This window comes from Microbacterium sp. NPDC056736 (assembly GCF_042790415.1).
GTDB lineage: Bacteria > Actinomycetota > Actinomycetes > Actinomycetales > Microbacteriaceae > Microbacterium.
This window is the reverse complement of the sequence record NZ_JBHTZE010000001.1, coordinates 943775-967832: the sequence shown is the minus strand read 5'-3', so window position 1 is coordinate 967832 and position 24058 is coordinate 943775. Positions and strand designations below refer to the sequence as shown.

The following is a 24058-nucleotide window of genomic DNA, read 5'->3' as shown; positions in this document are numbered from 1 at the left end:
GGAGGTGCCGTGCCTGAGGGCGACACCGTGTTCCGTGCGGCGCGCCGGCTGAACGCGGCGCTCGCGGGCGCGACCGTGACGCGCTTCGAGCTTCGCGTGCCGCAGGCGGCGACGGCGGACCTGCGCGGCGAGGTCGTGCACGACGTCGTCGCGCGCGGCAAGCACCTGCTGCACCGCATCGGAACGTGGACCCTCCACACGCATCTCAAGATGGAGGGCGAATGGCACGTCTACCGGCGCGGCGAGCGCTGGCACGCCGCGGGGTTCCGGGCCCGGGCCGTCATCGGCGCGACCGCGCCCGACGGGGCGGAGTGGGAGACGGTAGGGTTCGACCTCGCCGACATCACGCTCGTTCCGACCGCCGAGGAGGACGCGCTCGTCGGCTACCTCGGGCCCGACCCCCTCTCGGACGCATGGGACCCCGCAGAGGCGGCGAGACGGCTCGCGGCCGACACACGCCCCATCCACGTCGCCATCCAGGACCAGCGCAATGTGGCCGGCTTCGGGAACGAGTACGCCAACGAGATCCTCTTCGTGCGCGGCATCCTGCCCACCACCCCCGCGAACCAGACCGACACCGCCGCCGCGGTGGACCTCGGGGCACGCATGATCCGCGCGAACCGCGACCGCTCGGGGCGCACCTTCACGGGCGACGCGCGACCCGGCCGCTCCACGTGGGTGTACCGTCGCGAAGGCCGCCCGTGCCGGCGCTGCGGGACGCTGATCCGCGGCGGCAGTCTCGGCGCCGACCCGACCCGCGAGCGCATCGTGTTCTGGTGCCCGACCTGTCAGCGCTGACCGCACGGCCACGCTTTCATCACGATGCGCGACGGACGAACTGTCGCCCGACGGCCACCGACGCGGACACACTCGACGTCGAGCCGTTGAAACGCCGCGGTCGCCTGCCCGTTACACAACTCCGGACGATCTGTCAGGCGCGGGCCATGGGACGCCTCGGATCGTCTGGTTCGCTCTCGGGCGCATTGCAGGGGGGCACCGCTCGATATTGAATACGTGACACACCCGATAGGGGTCGCGCAACGTCGCGCGACCCGATGATCAGAAGGACCTCACGAGGTGACGATGTCCACAGGCACGGCGACCGCGGCGAATCCGGCGGAGCAGGTTCCCACCGACAGCGAGGCCGCCCGCGGCGCCGTCGTCCTCTCGGGAGTGACGAAGTACTACGGCGACCAGATCGCCGTCGACGACCTCTCGCTCACGGTGCAGCCGGGCGAGTTCATCTCGCTGCTGGGCCCGTCGGGCTGCGGCAAGACGACGACCCTGCGCATGATCGCAGGATTCGAGCAGCCGGATGCCGGCGACATCCGCATCTCCGGACGCCCCGTGCGCGGCGTCCCGCCGTACCGTCGCGACGTCAACACGGTGTTCCAGGCCTACGCGCTGTTCCCGCACCTGTCGGTCGCCGAGAACGTCGCATACGGACTCCAGCAGCGGCGCACGCCGAAGTCCGAGGTGCGCGAGCGGGTCACGCAGGCCCTCGACCTGGTGCAGATGCGGCGCTTCGGCGACCGCAAGCCGGCGCAGCTCTCCGGCGGCCAGCAGCAGCGCATCGCCCTGGCGCGCGCCCTCGTGAACCGGCCCGCGGTGCTGCTCCTCGACGAGCCCCTCGGTGCGCTGGACCGGCAGCTGCGCGAGGAGATGCAGCTCGAGCTCAAGCTCCTGCAGTCGCGGCTGGGCATCACCTTCATCTTCGTGACGCACGACCAGGGCGAGGCGCTCTCGATGAGCGACCGCATCGCCATCATGCGGTCGGGTCGCATCGAGCAGCTGGCCGACGCCGACACGGTGTACGCCCGCCCCGCGTCCGCCTATGTCGCCGCGTTCGTGGGGCAGCAGAACTTCTTCCGGGGTCCCACCGCCGAGGCCGGCGCCGCGATCTCCTCCCCGCACGCGCTCGTGCGGGCGGCCTCCCCCGTGCTCACGACGACCAATCTGGGTGAGGCGGCCGTCCGCCCGGAGTACATCCGCATCGAGCGCGACGCGTCTGCCGCGGAGCCGGGCGCGGGCCTCTCCGACGCGAACACCTCGCGCGGCGAGCTCATCGGCGTCTCGCACCTCGGCGACACGATGCAGTACCTCGTGCAGCTCGGCGCCGACCAGAGCCTCATCGTCCGACGCCCGACGCCCGACGCGCCGCCTCTCGCCGTCGGCGACCGGGTGGTCTGCACGTGGGCAGCCCACCACGTGCTGCTGTTCCCCGCCGCCGATGACGGCGCCGCCGAGCAGGGCGGCTACATCGCACCCCCGACCGTCTGATCCACACCCGAAACCCGTGCCCGACGAGCCGGCCGCCGCCGCGGCATCCGCTCTTCCCACATCCGACCCGAACCAGGAGTCATCGTGACCCAGCCCCGGAACCCGCTGCGCATCCTCGCTCCCGAAGGATCCGCACCCTCGATCGTCCGCGAGCTGTCGCGCCGGCGCTTCCTGAGCCTGGCCGCCCTCGCCGGCGGCGCCACCGTGCTCGCCGCCTGCTCGCCCGGCGGCGGCGGCTCCCCCGCCCCGCAGGCGACCGGCGGCGACCTCGAGGACAGCCTCTCCATCTACACGTGGGGCGACTACGACTCGCCCGACGTCATCGCCGCCTTCACGGACCAGCTGGGACCCAAGGTCACGCTCGACTCCTACTCCTCGAACGAGGAGCTCATCGCCAAGCTCGTCGCCGCCAAGGGGACCTCCGGCTACGACATCGTCGTGCCCACCGGCGTCTTCATCCCACAGATGATCGAGAACGAGCTGCTGACCAAGTTCAACAAGGACCTGCTGCCCAACATGTCGAACATGGACCCCGCGTTCCTCGGTCGTGCATGGGACCCGGAGAACGACTACTCGGTCTGCAAGGCGTGGGGCACCACCGGATTCGTGTACGACAAGACGGTCATCACCCGCGAGCTCAGCACCTGGGGGGACTTCTTCGACGCCGCGCAGAACGAGGCGAGCGGCAAGACCGCGATGTCGGACGACCCCGCCGGCATCATCGGCGCCTACTTCTGGGCCAACGACATGGACTGGAACACCGACGACCCCGAGGAGCTCGAGGCCTGCCGCCAGTTCCTCGTCGAGCAGATCGCGCCGCACATCTCGGCGTTCGACTCCTACCCGGGCACCAACGCGATCCCCCAGGGCACGCAGGTCCTCATGCAGGCGTGGAACGGCGACGCCCGTCTCGGCCTGCTCGAGTCCAGCGAGCCCGAGCGCTGGCAGTGGGTGCTCCCCGGCCCGCAGACGGAGCTGTGGATGGACAACTGGGCCATCGCCGCCGGCGCCCCGCACCCCGAGGCCGCCCACGCGTTCATCGACTTCTCCATGACACCCGAGAACCTCGCGCTGAACCTGGACTACATCGGCTACAACGTCGGCGGCAAGGACATGGAGGCCGCGGCCACGGAGGGCGGCCTGGAGCTGGCCGACATGATCTTCTTCACCCCCGAGCAGCTCGAGACGATGCACGAGCAGGAGCTCAACGACTCGCAGACCACGCGGGTCGAGATCTACAACGAGATGAAGGCCGCAGCAGGTGCGTGAGAACCGCTCCGCAGGGGCCGCGCTCGCCGTTCCGGCGTGGGCGTGGCTCCTGCTCTTCTTCGTCGCGCCGGTCGCGATGGTGGTGTGGTTCAGCTTCGGGTACAAGCCGGGCGTCTTCGGCACCCACGCCAACGACATCCTGTCGTTCGACCGGTACGTCGAGGCGGTGTCGCCGACCTTCTTCGCGACGTTCGCGAACACGCTGTGGGTCGGCGTCATCGGCACCGTGCTCTGCTTCCTCATCGGAGCGCCGGTGGCGTACTGGATGGCGTTCAAGGTCAAGCCGCAGCGCCGCGGCATCCTCATCGCGCTCGTGCTCGTGCCGTTCTGGACGAACTTCCTCGTGCGCACCATCGGGTGGCAGGTGATCCTCGCGCCGGAAGGCTGGCTCTCGTCGCTGCTGCAGGGCATCGGCGTGCTCGACGGCCCGCTGGAGCTGCTCTACACCCGCACGGCCGTCGTCATCGGCGTCGTCTACAACTACCTGCCGCTGATGATCCTGCCGCTGTTCGTCGCGTTCGACCGCGTCGGCCCGGCGCTGCGCGAGGCCTCCAAGGACCTCGGCGCCGGCAAGGTGACCACCTTCTTCCGCGTGACGCTGCCGCTCTCGCAGCCCGGCATCGTCGCCGGCGTGCTGCTGGTGTTCATCCCCCTGATGGGCGACTACATCACCGCGACCGTGCTCGGCGGCGCCAAGGGCAACATGGTCGGGCAGCTCGTCGCGAGCCAGTTCCAGACCGCACAGAACTGGGCGCTCGGCTCGGCGATGGCCGTGCTGCTGATGCTCGTGATCATGCTGACCATCGGCGTCGCCGCCGTGCTCATCTGGCTCATCGCGCTGCCCTTCCGCAGCCGCGACCGGCTGGTGCTGGGTCCCGTGTCCGAGACGGCGACGACGGATGCCGCGCCCGCGGCGACCGTGGAGGTGACGACATGACTCCCCCCGAGACGATGACCGCGACCGAGACGATCCTGCAGGCGCAGCAGCGCGACACCCGCACGGCGGCGGCGCCGCGGCGCCGCGCACGCCGATCGTGGTCGGACATCGCCTTCACCGTGTGGGGCGTCCTGGTGATGCTCTTCCTGTTCCTGCCGATCATCGTGATCGTCGTCTACTCCTTCAACACCGGCCGTCTGCTCGTGTCGTGGGACGGCTTCGGGTTCGACGCCTTCGGCACGATCCTGGCCAAGCCCGCGATCCAGAGCGCGGTGCGGGTCTCGCTCATCACCGCCTTCATCGCCGCCGTCATCGCGACGGTGCTCGGCACCCTCGCCGGCATCGCCATGGCCCGCCACCCCGGCAAGTGGGTGTGGTGGTTCCTGGGCCTGCTCCTGCTGGTGTCGGTGACCCCCGAGATCGTCGACGCCGTGGCGCTGCTGCCCTGGCTGGTGTTCCTCGGCCAGGACCTCGGCCTCTCGATGTTCAACGACGGCATCGTGCGCCTCTCGGTGGGCTCGTCGCTGTTCGCCACGGCCGTGGTCTCGTACATCGTGCGGGCGCGCCTGGTGGGCCAGGACTCCCACCTCGAGGAGGCATCCGCCGATCTGTACGCGAAGCCGTTCACGACGTTCCGCAGGGTGACGCTGGCGCTGGCCATGCCGGCGGTGCTCGCCGGCTTCCTGCTGGCCTTCACGCTGAGCCTGGACAACACGATCGTCGCCGCCTTCGTGCAGGTCTCGGGCACCACCCCGTGGCCGGTGTACGTGCTGAGCGCGGTGAGGTCGGGCCTGCGCCCCGAGATCGCCGCCGTCTCGACGATCATGCTGCTGCTGACGCTCGTGGCCCTCGCGCTCGTCGCGCTGGTGCTCAAGCGGGCGGGCGACTCTGCCACGCAGATCGCCCGCACCATGACGGGCGGCTGACCTTCAGAAGGAGACCTTCCGTGGCCCACGCCGACCTCGTCTTCACCGGCGGACCCGTCTTCACGGCGAACACCGTGCGCTCCCGCGCGAGCGCTGTCGCGGTGAGGGCCGGCCGCATCGTGGCGGTCGGCGGCGACGACGTGCGCGAGCTCGTCGGGCCGTCGACGGAGCTCGTGGATCTGCGGGGGCGGATGCTGATCCCCGGGTTCCAGGACGCGCACGTCCACCCCGTGTGGGGCGGCCTCGACATGCTGCGCTGCGATCTGTCGGAGCTCGGCACCGCCGCCGAGTACCTGGAGGCCATCGCCGGCTACGTCGCCGACCATGCGTCCGACGAGTGGATCCTCGGGGGCGGCTGGCAGATGTCGGCCTTCCCCGGCGGCACCCCCACGGCCGCCGCCCTCGATGCGGTGACCGGCGAGCGCCCCGCGTTCTTCCCCAACCGCGACGGGCACGGCGCGTGGGTGAACTCGGCCGCGCTGCGCCTGGCCGGCATCGACCGCGAGACCCCCGACCCGGCCGACGGCCGCATCGAGCGGGACGCGGACGGCACGCCGTCCGGAACGCTGCACGAGGGGGCCATGGCCCTGGTCAACCGCCTGCTGCCCGAGGAGCCCCTCGAGCGGCTCACCGACGCCCTCCTCCTCGGCCAGCGGTACCTGCACTCGTTCGGCATCACCGCATGGCAGGACGCCATCGTCGGGTCGTACGGCGACGCCGGCGACCCGGGCCCCGCCTACCTCCGGGCCGCCGCAGACGGCACCCTGACCGCGCGGGTCGTCGGCGCCATCTGGTGGGACCGCACGCAGGGCCTCGAGCAGATCCCGTCGATCCTCGAGCGCCGCGACCGCTACCGCGCCGGCCGGTTCGCGGCGACCTCGGTCAAGGTGATGCAGGACGGCGTCGCAGAGAACTTCACCGCGGCGATGCTCGAGCCCTACTGCGACGGCCATGGTCACTTCACAGACAACTCCGGCATCTCGTTCGTCGACCCGGCCGTGCTCGCCGAGGCGGTGCCGATCCTCGACGCCGAGGGCTTCCAGGTGCACTTCCACGCGATCGGCGACCGCGCGGTGCGCGAGTGCCTCGACGCGGTCGAGCGCGCGATCGCGCTCAACGGCCGGAGCGACAACCGTCATCACATCGCCCACATCCAGGTGGTGCACCCCGAGGACGTCCCCCGCTTCCGCGAGCTGGGCGTGGCCGCCAACATGCAGTCGCTGTGGGCGACGTACGAGCCGCAGATGGTCGAGCTGACCCTGCCGTTCCTGGGCGAGCCGCGAAGCGCGTGGCAGTACCCGTTCGGCGATCTGCTGCGCGCGGGAGCGGTGCTCGCCGCCGGCAGCGACTGGTCGGTCTCGACACCCGACCCCATGGCGGCCATCCACACCGCGGTGAACCGCACGGCCGCCCCCGGCCATGAGGAGGGCGAGTACGACGCGTTCCTCCCCGAGCAGGCGATCGACCTGGCGACGTCGCTGACCGCCTACACCGCCGGCTCGGCGTGGGTGAACCACCTCGACGACGTCACGGGCACCATCGAGGTCGGCAAGCTCGCCGACCTCGTCGTGCTCGACCGCGATCCGTTCGCCGGGCCCGCGGAGGAGATCGGCGCGACGCATGCGCTGCAGACCTTCGTCGAGGGCGAGCGCGTCTTCGCCGCTCCCGACGCCTGATCCCCGGTCGCCGGTTCGGCGGTCGCCGACTTCTATGCTGTTGCGGTGACCCGACTCCTGCTCCTCATCGACATCCAGCGCGACTACTTCCCCAGTGGCCGGCACCCTCTCGTGGGCGCGGATGCCGCCGCCGACGCCGCCGCCCGGCTCCTCGCCGTCTTCCGCACCACGGGTGAGCGGGTGGTGCACGTGCAGCACGTGTCGGACGACGCGGATGCCTCCTTCTTCGCACCGGGCACACCGGGCGTGGAGTTCGACCGGCGGGTGGCGCCGGACGGCGAGGAGCACGTGGTCGTCAAGCACGAGCCGAACGCCTTCCTCCGCACCGGCCTGGAGGCGCTGCTGCGCGCGGCTGCCGCGGACGAGGTCGTGGTGGCCGGGATGATGTCGAGCATGTGCGTGGATGCCACCGTGCGCGCGGCATCCGATCTGGGCTTCTCCGTCGCGGTGGCGGAGGACGCGTGCGCGGCGCCCGACCTCGCATACGACGGTCGCACCGTGCCGGGCGAGCAGGTGCACGTGGCGTTCATGGCCGCGCTGGACGGGACGTACGCCCGCGTCCGCACGGTGGACGCGCTCGTCGGCGAGCTCGCCGCTCGCTGACCTCGCGGGTCCGGGACGACCGGGCGCCCCGCACCGATCAGCGGGCGGTCCGACACAACCTGTCCGACCGCGGCGGCAACTCCCGACACCGCCCGCCGCCTCGCGTGACGGCGAGCGGCCAGGATGGGAGCACCTCTCATGCATCGGAGTTGATCCCCGTGGGCACCACCGTCTTCGAACGACAGCGGCCGGCGGCATCCGTCGTCCAGCACTCCCTCGCCCAGGCGAAGCACGCGGTGTTCTGGCGCGACGACCTCCCGCAGAGCCTCACTCCCGACCGACCGTCGCTGGCCGGGACGACGGGGGCCGACCTCGTGGTGGTCGGCGGCGGATACACCGGCCTGTGGACGGCGCTGCTGGCCACCGAGCGCGAACCCGATGCGAGAGTGGTCGTCCTCGAGGCGCAGCGGGTGGGGTGGGCCGCCTCGGGGCGCAACGGCGGGTTCTGCGAGGCGAGCCTCACGCACGGCCGCGAGAACGGCATGGCCCGGTGGCCGCGCGAGATGCCGACGCTCGAGCGCCTCGGGCGGGAGAACCTCGCCGCGATCGAGGCGTCCGAGTCCCGGTACGGGATGGACTTCCAGTTCGAGCGCACCGGGCAGCTCGCGCCCGCGGTCGAGCCGCACCAGGTCGAGTGGCTCGAGGAGTGGGCCGCCGAGGGCGAGGAGGGCGTGGTCTTCCTCGACCGGTCCGAGGCGCAGGCGGCCGTCCACTCCCCGACCTACCTCGCCGCGGTGTGGGAGCGGAACACCTGCGGCATGGTCCACCCCGCCCGGATGGCCGCGGAGCTCGCGCGCGTGTGCGAGGAGCGCGGCGTCGAGATCTTCGAGCGGACGCGCGTCACCGGGCTGGACACGAGCGGACCCGGCGTCGTCGCGGTGACGGAGGGCGGCCGGGTGGAGGCATCCCGCGCCGCACTCGGCACCAACGTCTTCCCGTCGGTCATCAAGCGCAACCGCCTGATGACCGTGCCCGTCTACGACTATGTGCTGATGACGGAGCCGCTCACCGACGCGCAGCTCGCCTCGGTCGGCTGGCAGGACCGCCAGGGGATCGGCGACCTGGCCAATCAGTTCCACTACTACCGGCTCAGCAAGGACAACCGCATCCTGTTCGGCGGCTACGACGCGATCTACCGCTACGGCCGCCGGGTCGACCCCGCCTACGAGCACCGGCCCGAGACCTGGCAGAAGCTCGCGAGCCACTTCTTCACGACCTTCCCGCAGCTCGAGGGCCTGCGCTTCACCCATCAGTGGGCCGGCGCGATCGACACGTCGACGCAGTTCACGGCGTTCTTCGGCACCGCGCGCGACCGCCGCGTCGCCTACGCCGCGGGCTTCACCGGACTCGGCGTCGGCTCCACCCGGTTCGCCGGAGAGGTGATGCTCGACCTGCTCGACGGGGTGTCGAACGAGCGCACCGAGCTCGAGATGGTGCGCAAGCGCCCGCTCCCGTTTCCGCCGGAGCCCGCCGCGTCGATCGGCATCAACGCCACCCGCTGGTCCCTCGACCGCGCCGACCACAACGGGGGCAGGCGCAACCTGCTGCTGAAGACGCTGGACGCGCTGGGACTGGGGTTCGACTCGTGACGTCGCCGTTCGACGGCCTCGAGCCCGGGACGGTGACGGATGCCGTCGCCCTGACGCTCCCCCTCGAACCGCTGCCTGCCGAGCTGGTCGTGGCGGGCGCGCCGGCCGCCGGCCTCGTCGAACTGACCGAGGCGATCGGGGTGTGGGAGCACACGCCGGGCACGTCCACGGATGTCGAGGCGGACGAGGTGTTCGTCGTGCTGGCGGGCGCCGCCACTGTGTCGTTCGACGACCCGGTTCTCGAGCCGATCGAGCTGCGGCCTGGATCGGTCGTGCGGCTCACCGCGGGGATGCGCACGGTGTGGACGGTGCGCGAGACGCTGCGGAAGGTGTACCTCGCGGGCTGATCCCGTCGGTCGTGGCGCGAACCGGATGAGAGGATGTCGCGGTGCGAGCTGTCGTGTACGACGCCATCGGTGTGATGCCCGAGGTCCGGGACATCCCGGTTCCGAGCGCGCCGGACGGCGGGGTCGTGGTGCGCGTCCACGCGACCGGCCTCTGCCGCAGCGACTGGCACGCCTGGGCGGGGCACGACGAGGTCGCCCTGCCGCACGTGCCCGGGCATGAGCTCGCCGGAGTGGTCGCCGAGGTCGGCGCAGGCGTCGAGAAGTGGGCGGTCGGCGACCGCGTGACCGTGCCGTTCGTGTGCGGGTGCGGGCGCTGCGAGTGGTGTCTGAACGGCGAGGCACAGGTGTGCCCGGATCAGCAGCAGCCCGGTTTCACACACCGGGGTTCGTTCGCCGAGTACGTCGCCCTGCACGCGGCCGACATGAACCTCGTCGCGATCCCCGAGTCCGTCAGCTTCGAGGCGGCCGCGAGCCTCGGCTGCCGCTTCGCCACGGCATACCGCGGACTTGTCGGTCGTGCGCGTCTCGCGCGCGGCGAGTGGGTCGCGGTCGTCGGGGCCGGCGGCGTCGGACTGAGCGCGGTGATGATCGCGAAGGCGCTCGGGGCGCGCGTGGTCGCGGTCGACCGGAACCCGGCTGCGCTCGACGTGGCTCGGTCGCTCGGCGCCGATCGTGTGCTCGTAGCCGATGGCCGGGACGTCCCCGCCGCCGTCCACGAGCTCACCGGAGGTGGCGTGCATGTGTCGGTCGACGCGGTCGGCAGCGAGCAGACCTGTGCCGACGGCATCCACAGCCTCCGCCGCCGCGGCCGGCACGTGCAGATCGGGCTGTTGCCTCCGGTCGAAGGGCATCCGCGCGTGCCGATGGCGCGCGTGATCGCGTGGGAGCTCGACGTCCTCGGCAGCCACGGCATGGCCGCCGCCGACTACCCCGGCATGCTCGCGCTGATCGAGAGCGGTGCCCTCGACCCCGAGCGCCTCATCGAGCGCGTCATCGACCTCGACGAGGCGGCCCGGATGCTGCCCGGCTTCGACCACGCCACGCCCGCCGGCATGACGATGATCGACCCGCACCGCGTGTGAGGCACGCCGCACGCTCGGGTGGGGTGCGCGGCAAGCTCGGGTGAGGTGCGCGGCAAGCTCGGGTGGGGTGCGCGGCAAGCTCGGGTGGTGTGCGCCGCAAGGCCGGCGTGATCGCCCACCGGTGGAACGGGCGTGCGCACGCAGGTGTCCAGCACGTGAGGGTCGATGCCGAACCCGGCTCAGGCGCTGCGCCGGAAGACCGGTTCCTGCGCAGGCGAGGCGGGCGGGGTACGCCATCCTGTTCGACCGGGCGGTGGATCCCAGAGCCACCGCAACGGAGACTTGGAGCGCAGCCGGATCGGCTTGTCATCGACGTTCGGCGGCGGATGAAGCATGAAGGCGCTGCCGCCATCGCCGCTGATCCGCCACCCGCGGTTGTGGAGGTGAAGATGGTGGAATCGACAGAGCAGGACGCCGACACTGCAATCCGTACGGCCACCGTCCGACCACCGTTCGCAATGATGCGCCTCGCAGTATGCGGGTGGGCGATCGCAGCCTGGCCAGAGACATCCACCATCTCTGATCCCCAGCGCCAGTCGTTGCTTCGCCGTGAAGAGGCGACTCTCACGGCCGGCATCAAGCGGATTGCCTGACGTGTCGATCGTGACCTCGACAGTGCCCGTCGCACAGATCGCGCGCTCCAGAGCCGACCCCGGAAGCGTGACGGTGCCGTCGTCGGAGTGCGCCGTGGTCACGAGACGGCCGAATACATCTCGCCGCACGAGCTCGCCGGTTACGGCATCCGTCATCGTGACCAGCCGCACACCCGCCTCTTTCGTGCCGTACACGTCGACGGCGTCGGCGAGCGCGCCCGCGCGAAGGACGTCCACGAGCAGGTCATAGGCGAGCTGCTCGTTGGTGCGTGGATCGCGCACGAGGTCTTCCGCCGCCGCTCTCTCATCCTCGGCGACGAACCGTGGGCCGCCACGTCGAGGGGCGAGTCCCGCATCGAGCAGGCCGCGAACCCAGGCACCCATCTCGTCGTCGAAGGTGATGATCGCCCGCGGCAGCCCGTCTGCGCCAGTGGTCCATCGAAGCCCACGCTGGCTGAATCGCGCGGCGAACCTCTCTTCGGCTCCCGCCGGGTCGAGCATGTCTTTCAGCGCGCGGGCGCGAGCCGAGAGGTCATCGACAGTGCACGTCTCGGCGTCTGCGACCAGCTCCCCCGCCGCCGCGCGCCACGCCGCGATCACGGCATCCGGTTCGCGTCCATCGATGACCGGCGGCTCGCCGAGTCCGCTGCGGATGGCGTGATGCTGGGCCGTCGTGATCAGGCCTGCCAGCACGGCTTCGCGCAGCGGCTCATGCCAGAGGGGCGAAATCACGGGCGTTTCCTTGCCCCCGGTCGCATCCGTGTCCAGCCCAGAGTCGACGCCGTCGTCACTCCCGAGGCCGTCGAGTAGCGCTTCGCCGACCTTCACCGCCCGCGTCGCCTCGCCGCGCGTCGCACCGGTCAGGTCGCGCAGGAGTTCGACGGCATTGCGGTGCCCGGTCTGCTGCGTGAAGCCGGTGTGGCCGCGGTCGCGAGCAGAGCGCGCCGATGCGACCCCTGCGAGCACGGCCTGCAATGCGGCGATCTGCTTCGCGAGTCCGCTCGTCTCGGCGAGCAGCTCGCGCACAGATCCATCGCTCAGCCGCGACGCAGACGCGGGAAGCTCACCCGCCTCGACATCCAACTCCCCGAACACGCGAAGCAGGTCGACAGCTTCGCATATATGTTCGATGAATGTCATGACTTCAGTATGGCGACCACGTCCGACATCGCGCACGGCACTCCGTGGGGTCTGCAGGTGGCGCCGTGGTGGCGCTCAGCAACGGAGAACTCACCGCCCCGCCGACCTGCGCACAAGCAGAGCGAGGTGGAGCGCCGTCTGGGTCTCGCCGTCGTCGAGGTCGACGCCCAGCAGCTCCTCGATGAGCGCGATCCGCTGGTAGAACACCGATCGGGAGAGATGGGATGCCGCCGCCGCCGCCGTGCGGTTGCCGGGGTGGGCGAGCATGGCCTCGAGCACGTCGAGCAGGTCGCCGGAACGGGAGAGATCGTGCGCGATGAGCGGCGCCAGCATGCGCTCCCCGTGCTCGAGCACGCGATGGTCGTCGCGCAGCGCCGTCACGAGCTGGACGAGCGGGCGGTTCTCCGCGCGACGCAGCTGCGGCCCGCGACCGGGGCGGCGCCGACGGCCCCCGGCGAGGTCGACGGCCTCGTGCACCGACGCGAGCGCCGCGTCGATGCCCTCGGACGCGCGCCCGACCGACACCGTCACGCGCTCGGCGTCCGCGGGTTCGACGAGCGACCGCGCGAAGGCGAGGACGGCGTCGTCGTCGAACACTGCGTCCACCGGCAGGGACAGGAGGACGGTCGCGGCGGGCGCGACGACCCCCGACGGAGCCGAGCCGGCGAGGGCTCGGCCGCGCAGGGCGCGAGCCGCGGCATCCGCCCGCTCCGCCGCGACGGGGGCCCCCGAGATGACGAGGCCGTACAGCTTCGCCCCGCGCAGCGGCAGGCCGGCGGCCTCGAGTCGCGCCGCGGCCCCTCCGACTCCCGCGAACCGACCGGCGAGGAGACCGTCCACGAGGCGGCGGCGCCCGATACGGGCCCATTCGTCCGCGTCGCCGTCGGCGAGCCGACCGACCGCGAGGGCGATCGCGCCCTGCTCGAGCACGGCAGTGCGCCCGGCAGGATGCTCGGGCCCGGGCAGCGCGATGAGATTCCCCCAGCGGATGCCGCGGGCCTCGACCGGCACGATGAGCCAGTCCTCGGCGCCGGCGGCCACGCCGCGCTCGCGGCGCTGCTCGGAACGCCGGTGGGCCGAGCGCGACCGCAGCTCCCACTCCGTGAAGAGCTCCTCCTCCATCGCGAGGGGGACCTCGGCGGCCACGACCTCGTACCCGAGGTTCTCCAGGACGATGGGAGCGCCGAGCGTCTGCGCCAGCTGGTGGACGATGAAGTCCGCGGGGGAGCCTCGCAGCACGAGCGCCGTGAACCGCTCGCGCACCTCGTCGCGGGCGCGGAGCGCATCCGTCTGCCCCGTGATGATGCGGGCATGCACGGCCTCGGTGATCGTGATGAACTTCAGCTCGCGGTGGAGGATGATCAGCGGCAGCCCCCGCTCCCGCGCCGCCTCGACCACCGCCGGCGGCACGTCGCGGTAGTGGGTGCCGAGCTCGAGGATCAGGCCGGAGAGCCCGGCGTCGTCCAGCTCGCCGATGAATCGCCGCAGATCGGCCGCGTCCTCGGGCCACGACGCACCGGTGGAGAGCAGCAGCTCGCCGCCGTCGAGGAGCCGTGCCACACCGGCGTTGTCGGACACGTGGAGCCACCGCACGCGGCGCTCGAGCGCCTGGTCGCCCACGAGCACCTCCGGCACCCCCTGGACGACGGCGTCGAGCGCGATGACCTCGCGGATCGTCGGAAGGGTCTCGAGCGCCGATCCCGCGACCAGACGGTCCGTATGGATGGAGCGATCCTCGCGACGGTCGGGCACCGTTGCACCACACTTCTGCTCGAGGGATGGGTGATTCCACAGCCTAGAGCAGAACCGGTCGATCTGTCCGGGAAGACCCCCGCGGCAGCATCCCGGTGCGCGCTCGACCCCTCGCGGACGCGGGCGCAATCCGCTTCATAGCCCGGTTCCGAATATTTGGCAACCCCGTGCATCCAAAGCATCCGATGCGCGGGAATGAATCATCAAGGGTTGAGGTTATTCCTGTACTCAGCGCCTTCCGGTGCTGCAGGAGGGGACAGTGGGCAAGAACTACGTCGACATCGAGAACGACCAGGGCGAGACGCTGCGCTATCGCAAGCACGCCAATGGCCGTGGCCTTATCGCGCATGGAGCGAAGGTGCACCCGAGCGCCATCGTCGAAGCGGGGGCATATGTCGAACCGGGGGTGCAGATCGCCGCGGGCGCGCACGTCGGCCGCGGCGTGTGGGTGGAATCGGATGCGGTGATCGGCCCCGACGCGGAGATCGCACCGCACGCTCACATCGGTCCCCGAGCGGCCATCGGACCGCGCGCCAAGATCGGCGTCCGCACGCACGTCGGGCACGACGCCCGCGTGGCCGGCGGTTCGCTCATCGGCGACGACGAGACGATCGGCGACGGCGAGCGCGTGGCCACCGACAAGCGGGGGCTCCGCCTCGCCGCGTGACGGGTCGTCGCGTCGCCGCCACCGCCTAGGCTCGCGGGGTGATCAAGCGCGTCCTCGTCGGTACCCTGCTGCTCGTCATCGCGGGCGCGGCACTGTGGTGGGTCTCCAGCCGTCAGGACGCGACCCCTCCGCCCTCGCCCGCCGCGGAGACCCCGGTCGGCGCACCGATGGGCGCCATGCCGGCGATCCCGCCCGACGCCTTCGAGATGACCGTCGAGAGCGTGCACGACGGCGACACGCTGCGCGCCCACGTCACGACCCCCAATGAGGTCGTCAGCGATCCCGGCTCGACGCGCATCCGCCTGCTGGGCGTCGACACGCCCGAGATCTCGCCCGAACTCGAGTGCTGGGGTGCGCAGGCGACGGCGACGCTGACCTCGCTCGCCCCGGCGGGATCGACCATCTGGGTCACCGCCGACAGCGAGCCGCGCGATCAGTACGGCAGGACGCTGCTATACGTCTGGACGGACGAGGGCCGCTTCGTCAACGGCGAGCTCGTGGCCCGCGGCGACGCGCGCGTCGAGGTGTACTCGCCCAACCGCGAGCACGAGGCGACGCTGCGATCGCTGGAGTCGGCCGCGGTCGCCGCCTCGGCCGGCCGCTGGGGCGCGTGCGACTGAGCCGTCGGCGGCGCGTCAGGCGAAGAGGAACAGCACGAAGCCGATGAGCGGCAGCGTCCCCTGGATGAGCGCCGCGCGCAGGTACTTCATGCCGGTCGTCAGCAGCACGAGGGCGGCCGCCACCATCGAGCCCAGGCTGAAGAGCACGAGCGCGAGGCCGGCCGCGCGCAGCGGGGCGGAATCCGCACCGGCGTAGACCAGCACCAGACCGATGACGACGCCGACGGCGAGGAACAGGTTGTAGAAGCCCTGGTTGTACGCCATCGGCTTCGTAATGTCCGCGGCCGCCTGGTCGGCCACCCCGAACCGCCGCCAGATCCGCGGCTGCGTCCACTGCACGCTCTCCATCACGAAGATGTACACGTGCAGCAGCGCGGCCAGCGCTGCGAAGACCGTCGCCAGGATCGCCACCATGAGCGAACGATAGCGCCCCGGCTACGCTGAACGGTATGGCGAAAGGCGGGGCACGCGCGGGTGGGCGGGGACGGGGCACGCCGCCGAAGCGCGGCAACACCGCCGGCCGTGCGCAGAAGCCCGGGCCCACCCGGTCCCGGCGGCCGCAGCCGTCGCCCGCTCCTTCCCCCGTACCACCCGGCGATCCGGCGCCGCCGGTGTTCACGCTCGGCGCGATCGCCGGGGCGACGCCCGGCAAGTGGATCGGCACGTGGAACGAGCGGATGCCGCGCACCGCGCTGGAGCTGGTGCCGCTGGCCACCGACGACGAGCGGCGGGCCCTGCTGGACGGCGATGTCGACGCGGCGCTGGTGAGGCTCCCGATCGACAAGGACGGGCTGCACGTCATCCCGCTGTACGACGAGGTGCCGGTCGTCGTCTGCGCCGCGGACTCGCACCTCACCGCGGCGGACGAGCTGGACACAGCCGACCTCGTGGGCGAGGTGCTCATCGTGCCCGGGGACGACGTGCTCGGCATCCGGATCCCCGGCACCCTCTCGCCGGCCTTCGACCCTCCCGCCGAGACCGCCGATGCGATCGCCACCGTCGCGGCCGGGGTGGGGATCGTGGTCGTCCCCATGTCGCTGGCTCGCCTGCACCGGCGCAAGGACGCGGACTACCGGCCGCTCATCGACGGCCCCTCGTCGACGGTCGCGCTGGCGTGGGTGGCCGAGCGGAGCACGGCCGCCGTGGAGACCTTCGTCGGGATCGTGCGAGGTCGCACCGCCAACTCGTCGCGCGACTGACTCCGCAGGGCGAGGAGAGGGGTGCCGCCCCAGTTCCCACGCGGCACCCCTCGCGGACCGGCGCCGAGACGCGCAGCCCGATCTGCGTTCCCCAATGCCTCGCGTCGCACCCGACCCCCCGTCGGCATGCCGAGCCTGTCCGATGATGAGGAGTGCGCGGCATCCGTCCTGATACACGCGCGGTGGATCGGGTCAGAAGCCGGCGCCGTGAACCTGGAACGGGGCGACGATGCCGGTGCGCTCTGACGCCTCGGCGAGCGCGACCGAGGGCGCGGTGCCCGCTGCGAGCCCCTCGTGGACGGCGCCCAGCAGCTCGCACGCGTTGTCGTCCGCGACGACCACCGGAGCGGCGATCACGCTGCGCGTCCCGGCGTGCAGCCAGATGCGGGTCATCCCGAGCGCCTCCTCACCCCACCGGACCGACGAGCGTCCGACCTCGCACGCCGAGAGGACGACGGTGTCGGGCACACGCGGGATGAGATCGATGTCGTATCCGAAGAGCGCGCCGTCGGCCAGCTCGAGACCCGAGAACATCGGGTTGTCGGCGGCGTGCCTGCCGTGCGCGGCGACGTGCAGGACGTCCACGCGCGAGGCCAGGGCAGTGACGTCCGCGACCGTGGCGCCGACGCCCGTCCGCACCTCGGCCTGCCGCCAGGCAGCCGAACCGGCCGTCACCTCCTCCTCGCCGCGGGCGACCCGCGGTCCCGCCGCGAAGCCGGCCGACCCAGGAGGCGTCCACTCGCGTGAGCGCTCGCGGAGCCAGGCCGAGACCGAGGAGGCGATCGAGATCGGCTGCCGCCGCAGCGCCGGCAGCATCATCCAGGGCACTCCAGAAAGCACGCCGGGCGCAGTGATGAGGACGCGCTCTGCGCGCCTGAGCAGCCCGTCGACCGGCGTGCAGAGCACCTGCGACAGCGTCTCGAGACGCGCGTCCAGGCCGCGGCGGACCACCGCGGCCATCGGCCCGACGACGGTCGCCGACATGTCGAGGTCTGCGCGCAGGCCGCCCAGCGCCGAGCGCGCCGCCGCCCAGTCCAATCCGACGAGCTCGCTGCCCTGCTTCGACACCACGAGCGCCGCCAGCTGGTTGCCGTCGAACACATATGAGACGAGCACCTCGCCGTCTCCGAGCTCGCCGACGGCGTCGTCGAGCGACGCGCGTCCGGTCTGCTCGCCGGCGGCGGTCTGAGACCACTGGCGCTGGCGGGCGCGGTCGCTCAGCAGCGAGGCACGAGGGTCCGACAGCCAGTCGCCGTCGGGGTGGGCGGTGCGCAGCACCCGCAGCTCGGCGAGGTCGGCGGCCAGCTGCGGGTCGGGCGGGGGCCGCAGCGGCAGCACGAAGCCCGTCAGTGCCCGTGCGCGCTCCGACCACTCGAAGACGGCGGCATGGCTGCCCGACCGCAGCGCCGACGAGAGGCCCGTGGTCGCCAGCCCGATGCCGCGCATGGCGGCCGACACCTGCAGGTCGAGGCTGCCGAAGGACTGCCGGTTGCGGTCGAGGAGGTCGAGCCCCGCCGCGGCGTGCCGGCGGGTGTCACCCTCCCGGCCGCGGTCGGCGGCGCGCGCCGCGCGCAGCTCGTGCGCCAGCAGGCCCACCTCCAGGGGCGTGCGCGGGCCGACGCGGGTGCCCGGATCCGACGCCGCCCCCCGGCGGTTCGCGCGCAGGCGCGCCAGCGCATCGGTCAGCCGGAGCGCCTCGGCCTCGGAGCGGAATCCCTGCGCCTCGAGCTTCTCGGCGACGGCGGCGACCTTCGCGCGCGAGGGCAGCCGGCGGGCCACCCGCACCGGCATCCCGCTGCGGTCCAGGCGGCCGACGGCCAGGCGCGCGCGGAGCCCGATCGCGTCGGCCCGCACCGCCCAGCCCGGACTGCCGATGGCGGCGAAACGGCGGGCGGACGCAGCGGCGACGGCGGCCGCGCGCGCCGGGTCGTGGCTCAGCAGCGACCGCGCGAGGTGATAGTCGGCGGTCGCCCTGTCGCGCGGTGCGCGGTGCCGGCCGAACGCCGCCGACACGGCCGAGAGGCTCCGCTCGGCCTCCGTCACGAGGCCCGCCTCGCGGAGCACCTCGGCACGGTCGAGCTCGTTGACCGCCGCCCACATCGTTGAGGCGTCGTCCAGCGGCTCGCGAACGGACTGCATCGTCTGCAGCGCCGCCACGAGGTCACCCGCGAGCATCAGGGTGTAGCCGCGGTTGTGCACCGCGAGGTTCGCCTCGGTGGTCATCCCCGCCTGGCGGTACGCCTGCTCGGCCGCGGCGAGGTCGGCCAGCGCCGTGTCGAGCTGACCGCGCTGCATGTCGACGAGGCTCCGGTTGATCCTCATGTTGGCCTGGCGCACCGGCTCGTCCCGAAGCCCCCGGATGCTCTTGTCGAGCCACGCCGCCGCGTCGTCGAGCAGACCGCGCTCGAGGGCGAGGGCGCCGAGCTGCCCGTGGAGCTGCGCGATCGTCACGGCGTCCAGGCCGTCCTGACCGAGCGCGTCCAGGCAGAGCCGCTCGCCTGCGTCGACGTCGCCGGTGCGCGCGAGCACATACGCGGTGGTGCCCGCGATGCGGGCCGTCAGATTCCGGTCGCCGTCTCGCTCGGCGGCGGCGCTCGCCTCGGCGAGCACGCGCTTCGCGTCGGTGTAGCGACCCCGATTGGCCAGCTCGACCCCGCGGGCATACGACGCCCCCGCGTCGAGACCAGTCCCCATGGAGCAATCATGGCGCGAAGAGGGCCCGCGGAGCGACGACGGATGCCGCGCTCCGCCGCTACCCGGAGGGGAGCCGCGATCGGTCCAGCGCCGTGATCGCCTCGACCGCCTCGTCCACGGGGTGCTTCCTGCGTCCGGCGACGGCGGCGCCCATCAGCTGCGGGGCGAGTTTCGCCGCCACCGTTCCCGCGACGTACGGCGCGGCGAACGAGGTGCCGCTCCACACGGCGAACCCTCCCTCGTCGCCGTTGTCGAAGTCGTCCGGATCGAGGCTCTGGCGACGGCGCTGCCCGCGGTCGTTGCGCGAGCCTGCCTGGAGGCCGCCCTCGAAGGACGGGAAGACGCTCAGCACCGACGTCCCCGGGGCGTAGAGGTTCACCCAGTCCCCGATGTTGCTGAACAGCGCGACCGAAGTGTGCTGCGGGTTGAGCGCACCGACGGCGAAGTGCCGCGCGGCGTCGCCGTCCGGATCGTCGAAGCTGAGGAGCGGGTCTCCCCAGTTGTACAGCGCCGCCGGGAAGGTGGGACGCTCGGTCGCGTCGTTCCCGGCCGAGCAGACGATCACGCAGCCGCGGGCTCGGAGGCTGCGCAGCGCCTCGTACATGCGCAGGCTGAACCGTCCGTCCTCGGGGGTCTCGTGGTAGTAGCCGAGCGAGAGGTTCAGCACGTCCACAACGTGCGGCTCCGCCTCCGTCCCCGCGTCGATCCAGTCCGCCAGCTGCTCGAGGGCCGTGATGAGCTCGCTCTCGAGGACGCTGCCGTTGCTGTCGGCGACCCGGATAGCGATGAGGTCGGCGTCGGGACAGACCTGGCGCAGCACGCCCGCGACGAACGTCCCGTGCCCGGCGGCATCGTCGAGGAACCCGTCGAGCGGGCCGGCGAGGTCGCCGAAGCGCTCGGGGTCGGTCGCCGGGTCGTTCACGCCGATGACGCCGGAGCCGTCCGCGGCGTCGATGGTGCGCACGACGGACCGGCCGTCGGGCGCGGTGAACCAGGGGTGCTCGCCGCAGCCGGTGTCGGCGAAGGCGATGACGGGTCGCCGGCCGCCGTTCGCGAGCGCGTGGCGGTCCGCAGGTGCCGCACCGATGAAGGTGACCAGCTCGAGCCCGCCGGAGCCCGGGTACGCGTAGCCGTCGGTGCCGCTCGGGTTGGTGCGCCCGTGCGGATTCGTCCGCCCGTGCGGATTCGTGCGGCCGTGGGGGTTGGTGCGGCCGTGGGGATTCATGTCGATCGGGTCGACGCCGAGCACGTGGTCGAGGCTGACCTGTGCGAGCACGGGATCGTCGACGGCGCGGGCACGCCGGGTCTTCACCTCCGGCTCGGCCGCGGCCTCGGCGCGGTGGGGCGGGTCGTTGGCGATCGCCGCCTCGAGCGACACGCTGCGCGTCGCGGCCGCACGCGCCGCGGAGTCGACCTCCTCCGCGGCCGCCTCCCGCCGCGCGAGGGTGCGGGGGGAGACGCCGAGGCGCTCGGCGATGAGCACATCGCGGCGCGCCTGCTGCAGCAGACGCCAGGCGTCCACGGGCGGCACGGGCTCGTCGTCGCGGTTCTCCCGCGGCGCCTGGACGATCCACGCACGCGAGAGCGCCGCGGTGTCCTTCCCGCTCGGGAGCGGCTCCACCTCGACGTCCCAGCCGAGCTTGGCCGCGGCCCCCTTCAGGGCCTCCTCGGCGGCGGCGGGGTCTCCCGAGATCACCAGGTGCCCCGGCACGTACACCGTGTCGTACGCCTGAAGGCCGGGGACCGGCTCGCGGCGGGGGTCGAGGACCACGCCCTTCGGTTCCCCCGCGACCTCTCGCTCCCGCCAGGTGCGCCGCTGCGCGCTCTCGCCCTTCGCCATGTCTTCTCCCTCATCACATGCGGAATCCGCGGCCCCCAGGCCGCGGCATCCGTCTCTCGGAACTGCGTGTCAGACTTCGAACTGCGGGGTCTGGAAGTCGTGCATCGCCCCATCGGCGTCGCGGACCACCAGGCGAAGCCGCGCCACCCCTGGCGTGACCTCCTCGAAGGCGAACCGACCGTGCTCGCCGGGTTCGGCCGACCATTCGCGGTCGTCCTGGACGAGCCGGATGGCCAGCGCCGTGGCATCCACCCATCCGTCCACGCGCCGGCCGCCGCCCTCGGTGGCCGTCACGTGCAGCAGCACGCTCGTCGTGCCGTCGCTGAACTGCAGCGTCGCGGTATCGGTCTCTCCGCGCACCGCCGCGAGCGTCCCCTCCACGAGGGTCAGCAGCGCGTACTCGCGCGAGAGGTCCTCGACGGCCACTGCGGCGACCATGCGGTCGACCAGGTCGGCGGGAACCGGATCGACGTCCTCCCACATCCGGCGCATGCGTGCGAACAGTGCGGCATCGGCCGCGAAGTCCTCAGTTTCCATCGTCGTCCCCTCTCCATCCGTCGCCCTCGAGAACGGCGCGCAGCTTCGCGAGACAGCGCTGACGGGTCGGTCCGATCGATCCGATGGGCATCGCCAGGTCTTCGGCGATGCGGGCGTAGTCGGGGCGGTCCTCGAACGCGACGATCCGCAGCAGGCGCTGGCATCGGTCGTTGAGCGTGCCGACAGCGGTCCAGAGGCGACGCGTCTCGTCGTCCTGCGCTGCCGTCTGCTCGGCGGATTCGTGGACAGGAAGGTGCGGTTCGAGCGACTCGGCCTCGGTCGCATCGGCGCGCCGATGCTGCTTGCCGACCCGCCACGCCTCACGGCGTGCGCACATCGTGAGCCACCCCGACACCGCGAGCGGGTCGAGGATGGTCTCGTGACGGCGAACGAGCGTCAGCCACGTCGTCTGCACGACGTCCTGAGCGAGCGCGTGGTCGAGACCGTACGCCCGGACGACGTGCCACAGCGGCGGCGTCATCAGGCGGACGAGCTCATCCATCGCACGGCTGTCACCCTCGCGCCACCGCACGAACAGTGCGGCGGCTCGCTCCCATCGCGCCGGCTCCACGGAGTCGACGGATGGCTCGGCGCCCGTATGCGTCATAGCGCCCATTCTGTCCACACCATGCCCGAGCACGGAAGTGTCGGTCTGATACACGCGACGACCTGACCGATTCCGCAGATTTCGGCCGCCTCGCCCGCCGTGCGGGCGGAGACCTAGACTGCGTGCATGACCACCCGGCCGCTGCTCTATGTCTGCGTGCGCCCGCAGCTGAACGCGGCGGCAGCCGAATACGAGTCCTTCCGCGCCGCGATGCGCGTGGACGCGGACGCCCTGGCCCGCCACGATCTGGTGCGCGATCCGCTGCCCGCCGGCGTGTTCGACCAGTACGCCGGCTTCCTGATCGGCGGGAGCCCCTTCAACGTCGCCGACCCCGAGTCGACCAAGACCGACGCCCAGCGGCGGCTCGAGGCCGAACTCGAGCGCATCGCCGAGCACGCGGCCTCGGGCATGGGTCCGGCGGCGCTGTTCACCTGCTACGGGATCGGCGTCGCGACCCGCACGCTGGGCGGACGGGTGAGCCGCGCCTTCCCCGAGGACACCGGCCCCGTCGCGATCGAGCTCACCGACGCCGCCTTGGCCGACCCGGTGTTCGGCGGCCTCGCGGACCGCTTCACCGCGCTCACCGCGCACAAGGAGGGCACCGAGGAGCTGCCGCACGGAGCGGTGCTGCTCGCGTCGAACGAGGAATGCCCCGTCCAGGCGTACCGCGTCGGCGACCGGCTCTACGCCACCCAGTTCCACCCGGAGCCCACGACGAAGGCCTTCACCGAGCGCATGGCGGTCTACCGGGACGACGGCTACTTCGAGTCGGCGCACTTCGACACGATCGCCGCGCGCGTGCTCGCCGCGTCCGTGACCGAGCCGGCACGGCTGCTGCAGGCCTTCGCCGCCCGGTTCGCGAGCGCCTGACTCACGCCGACGCGTTGCGGACGGACGCCGCTTCGCGCAGGATCGTGCCGATCACGGCCGCCGCGAGGACCGCGAAGGCGACGATGAGCGCGGTGATGCCGATGGCCGTGCTCGGCGGTTCGCCGGACAGTCGTCCGACGGCGAGCCATGACAGTCCCCACGCGATCGCCAGCGCCGGGCCGAGCCGCCAGCCGCCGGCCGCCTCGATGCCGAGGCCGATCACCGCGACGGCGATCAGCACGACGACGCCCCAGAGATCGGCGGATGCCTCCCACTCGGGTGGGCCGATGACCGTGAGCCACGCCGTGATGTTGGCCACCGTCGCGAGGGTCACCCAGCCGAGGTGGAGACCCGTGACACCGTCGACGAGCAGCCGGTCGAGCCAGCCGTCGGCCGGGTCGATGACCGTCCGGTGGAAGGTCACCCCGAGGAGGGCCAGCAGCACGATGATGACGAGCACGGTGAGCGCCAGCGAGCCGAACTGCGCCGCGACGAGCCACAGCCCGTTCACCACCATCGTGCCGGCGATGAGCCACCCGAGCGTGCGCTGCCGGTCGCTGCGGCGCTGGGCCGGCAGCGCCTGCCAGATCGTGTAGGCGAAGAGCCCGAGGTAGATCACGGACCAGATCGCGAACGCCGGCCCCGCGGGGGCGAGATACGAGCCGTCCTCGTCCAGCGCGCCGTCCTGCAGGTTCTCCACGGATGTCCCACCGAAGACGCCGGAGCCGACCATCGCGGCGACGATCATGAAGCAGAACGCGCTGATGACGACGATCTGCCGGAGGAGGTCGCGTCGCGCCATGGTCTCACCGTAGGCGCGCGCGAGAGGC

General features: G+C 72.1%; 22 protein-coding genes. 14 read left to right on the top strand and 8 right to left on the bottom strand.

The features are described 5' to 3' along the window. Positions 1-9: 9 nt before the first annotated feature. The 10 genes from ACFRAL_RS04365 to ACFRAL_RS04320 all read left to right on the top strand — a co-directional run bounded on the left by ACFRAL_RS04365 (position 10) and on the right by ACFRAL_RS04320 (position 10709). Entirely contained in the window at positions 10-798 is a 789-nt protein-coding gene (locus tag ACFRAL_RS04365) for a DNA-formamidopyrimidine glycosylase family protein (RefSeq protein WP_378880129.1), read from the top strand. A 285-nt stretch (positions 799-1083) separates the two neighbouring features. After that, the gene (locus ACFRAL_RS04360; RefSeq protein WP_336395006.1) at positions 1084-2280 is read left to right on the top strand and encodes an ABC transporter ATP-binding protein; all 1197 of its coding nucleotides are present in this window, start codon (positions 1084-1086) and stop codon (positions 2278-2280) included. Between the two features lie 84 nt (positions 2281-2364). Continuing rightward, complete coding sequence (locus tag ACFRAL_RS04355) at positions 2365-3549, top strand: extracellular solute-binding protein (protein WP_336393606.1); 1185 nt, start codon at positions 2365-2367, stop codon at positions 3547-3549. Continuing rightward, positions 3542-4486, top strand: a complete 945-nt coding sequence (locus tag ACFRAL_RS04350; protein WP_378880126.1) for an ABC transporter permease — start codon at positions 3542-3544, stop codon at positions 4484-4486. The genes ACFRAL_RS04355 and ACFRAL_RS04350 overlap by 8 nt, the downstream gene beginning before the upstream one ends. Next, positions 4483-5412, top strand: a complete 930-nt coding sequence (locus ACFRAL_RS04345) for an ABC transporter permease (protein ID WP_336393608.1) — start codon at positions 4483-4485, stop codon at positions 5410-5412. Before ACFRAL_RS04350 ends, ACFRAL_RS04345 begins: the two co-directional genes overlap by 4 nt. Positions 5413-5432: 20 nt before the next feature. Beyond that, positions 5433-7088: an amidohydrolase gene (locus ACFRAL_RS04340; protein WP_378880122.1), complete on the top strand. Its 1656-nt coding sequence runs from the start codon at positions 5433-5435 to the stop codon at positions 7086-7088. Positions 7089-7133: 45 nt separating this feature from the next. Then, the gene (locus ACFRAL_RS04335) at positions 7134-7691 is read left to right on the top strand and encodes an isochorismatase family protein (RefSeq protein ID WP_378880119.1); all 558 of its coding nucleotides are present in this window, start codon (positions 7134-7136) and stop codon (positions 7689-7691) included. Positions 7692-7849: 158 nt separating this feature from the next. Then, positions 7850-9280: an NAD(P)/FAD-dependent oxidoreductase gene (locus ACFRAL_RS04330; RefSeq protein ID WP_378880116.1), complete on the top strand. Its 1431-nt coding sequence runs from the start codon at positions 7850-7852 to the stop codon at positions 9278-9280. Beyond that, positions 9277-9627, top strand: a complete 351-nt coding sequence (locus ACFRAL_RS04325) for a cupin domain-containing protein (RefSeq protein WP_378880113.1) — start codon at positions 9277-9279, stop codon at positions 9625-9627. Before ACFRAL_RS04330 ends, ACFRAL_RS04325 begins: the two co-directional genes overlap by 4 nt. Positions 9628-9668: 41 nt before the next feature. After that, on the top strand, positions 9669-10709 hold the full coding sequence (locus tag ACFRAL_RS04320; protein ID WP_378880110.1) for a zinc-dependent alcohol dehydrogenase family protein: 1041 nt from the start codon (positions 9669-9671) through the stop codon (positions 10707-10709). Positions 10710-10888: 179 nt separating this feature from the next. Here the strand turns inward: ACFRAL_RS04320 and ACFRAL_RS04315 are convergent, their stop codons facing one another. Together ACFRAL_RS04315 and ACFRAL_RS04310 are read right to left on the bottom strand one after the other, a co-directional pair. After that, entirely contained in the window at positions 10889-12442 is a 1554-nt protein-coding gene (locus ACFRAL_RS04315; RefSeq protein ID WP_378880108.1) for a DUF222 domain-containing protein, read from the bottom strand. A gap of 90 nt (positions 12443-12532) precedes the next feature. Continuing rightward, a complete protein-coding gene (locus ACFRAL_RS04310) occupies positions 12533-14194 on the bottom strand; it encodes a PucR family transcriptional regulator (RefSeq protein WP_336393615.1) in 1662 nt (553 codons plus the stop codon). Between the two features lie 259 nt (positions 14195-14453). Between ACFRAL_RS04310 and ACFRAL_RS04305 the strand changes: the two genes are divergently transcribed. Together ACFRAL_RS04305 and ACFRAL_RS04300 are read left to right on the top strand one after the other, a co-directional pair. Then, positions 14454-14861 (top strand): transferase, encoded by a 408-nt coding sequence (locus tag ACFRAL_RS04305; RefSeq protein ID WP_336393616.1) that lies wholly within the window; start codon positions 14454-14456, stop codon positions 14859-14861. Between the two features lie 38 nt (positions 14862-14899). Beyond that, positions 14900-15481 (top strand): thermonuclease family protein, encoded by a 582-nt coding sequence (locus tag ACFRAL_RS04300; protein WP_378880103.1) that lies wholly within the window; start codon positions 14900-14902, stop codon positions 15479-15481. A 15-nt stretch (positions 15482-15496) separates the two neighbouring features. Here the strand turns inward: ACFRAL_RS04300 and ACFRAL_RS04295 are convergent, their stop codons facing one another. Continuing rightward, entirely contained in the window at positions 15497-15895 is a 399-nt protein-coding gene (locus ACFRAL_RS04295; protein ID WP_336393618.1) for a DUF1304 domain-containing protein, read from the bottom strand. 197 nt (positions 15896-16092) lie between these two features. On the opposite strand from ACFRAL_RS04295, the gene ACFRAL_RS04290 reads away from it, so the two are divergent. Then, positions 16093-16680, top strand: coding sequence for a LysR substrate-binding domain-containing protein (locus ACFRAL_RS04290; RefSeq protein ID WP_378880101.1), 588 nt, complete (start codon positions 16093-16095; stop codon positions 16678-16680). A gap of 192 nt (positions 16681-16872) precedes the next feature. Here ACFRAL_RS04290 and ACFRAL_RS04285 read toward each other — a convergent pair whose 3' ends face one another. The 4 genes from ACFRAL_RS04285 to ACFRAL_RS04270 all read right to left on the bottom strand — a co-directional run bounded on the left by ACFRAL_RS04285 (position 16873) and on the right by ACFRAL_RS04270 (position 22358). After that, positions 16873-19374, bottom strand: a complete 2502-nt coding sequence (locus ACFRAL_RS04285) for a CHAT domain-containing protein (protein ID WP_378880098.1) — start codon at positions 19372-19374, stop codon at positions 16873-16875. Positions 19375-19432: 58 nt separating this feature from the next. Beyond that, positions 19433-21214 (bottom strand): S8 family serine peptidase, encoded by a 1782-nt coding sequence (locus ACFRAL_RS04280; protein WP_378880095.1) that lies wholly within the window; start codon positions 21212-21214, stop codon positions 19433-19435. Positions 21215-21283: 69 nt separating this feature from the next. Continuing rightward, positions 21284-21751 carry a hypothetical protein gene (locus ACFRAL_RS04275; protein ID WP_336393622.1) on the bottom strand — a complete coding sequence of 156 codons (468 nt, stop codon included), beginning with the start codon at positions 21749-21751 and terminating at the stop codon, positions 21284-21286. After that, the gene (locus ACFRAL_RS04270) at positions 21741-22358 is read right to left on the bottom strand and encodes a sigma-70 family RNA polymerase sigma factor (protein WP_336393623.1); all 618 of its coding nucleotides are present in this window, start codon (positions 22356-22358) and stop codon (positions 21741-21743) included. Before ACFRAL_RS04270 ends, ACFRAL_RS04275 begins: the two co-directional genes overlap by 11 nt. A gap of 126 nt (positions 22359-22484) precedes the next feature. On the opposite strand from ACFRAL_RS04270, the gene ACFRAL_RS04265 reads away from it, so the two are divergent. Beyond that, on the top strand, positions 22485-23228 hold the full coding sequence (locus tag ACFRAL_RS04265; protein WP_336393624.1) for a GMP synthase: 744 nt from the start codon (positions 22485-22487) through the stop codon (positions 23226-23228). A gap of 1 nt (position 23229) precedes the next feature. Here the strand turns inward: ACFRAL_RS04265 and ACFRAL_RS04260 are convergent, their stop codons facing one another. Next, positions 23230-24030, bottom strand: a complete 801-nt coding sequence (locus ACFRAL_RS04260) for a tryptophan-rich sensory protein (protein ID WP_378880090.1) — start codon at positions 24028-24030, stop codon at positions 23230-23232. Between the last annotated feature and the right edge of the window lie 28 nt (positions 24031-24058).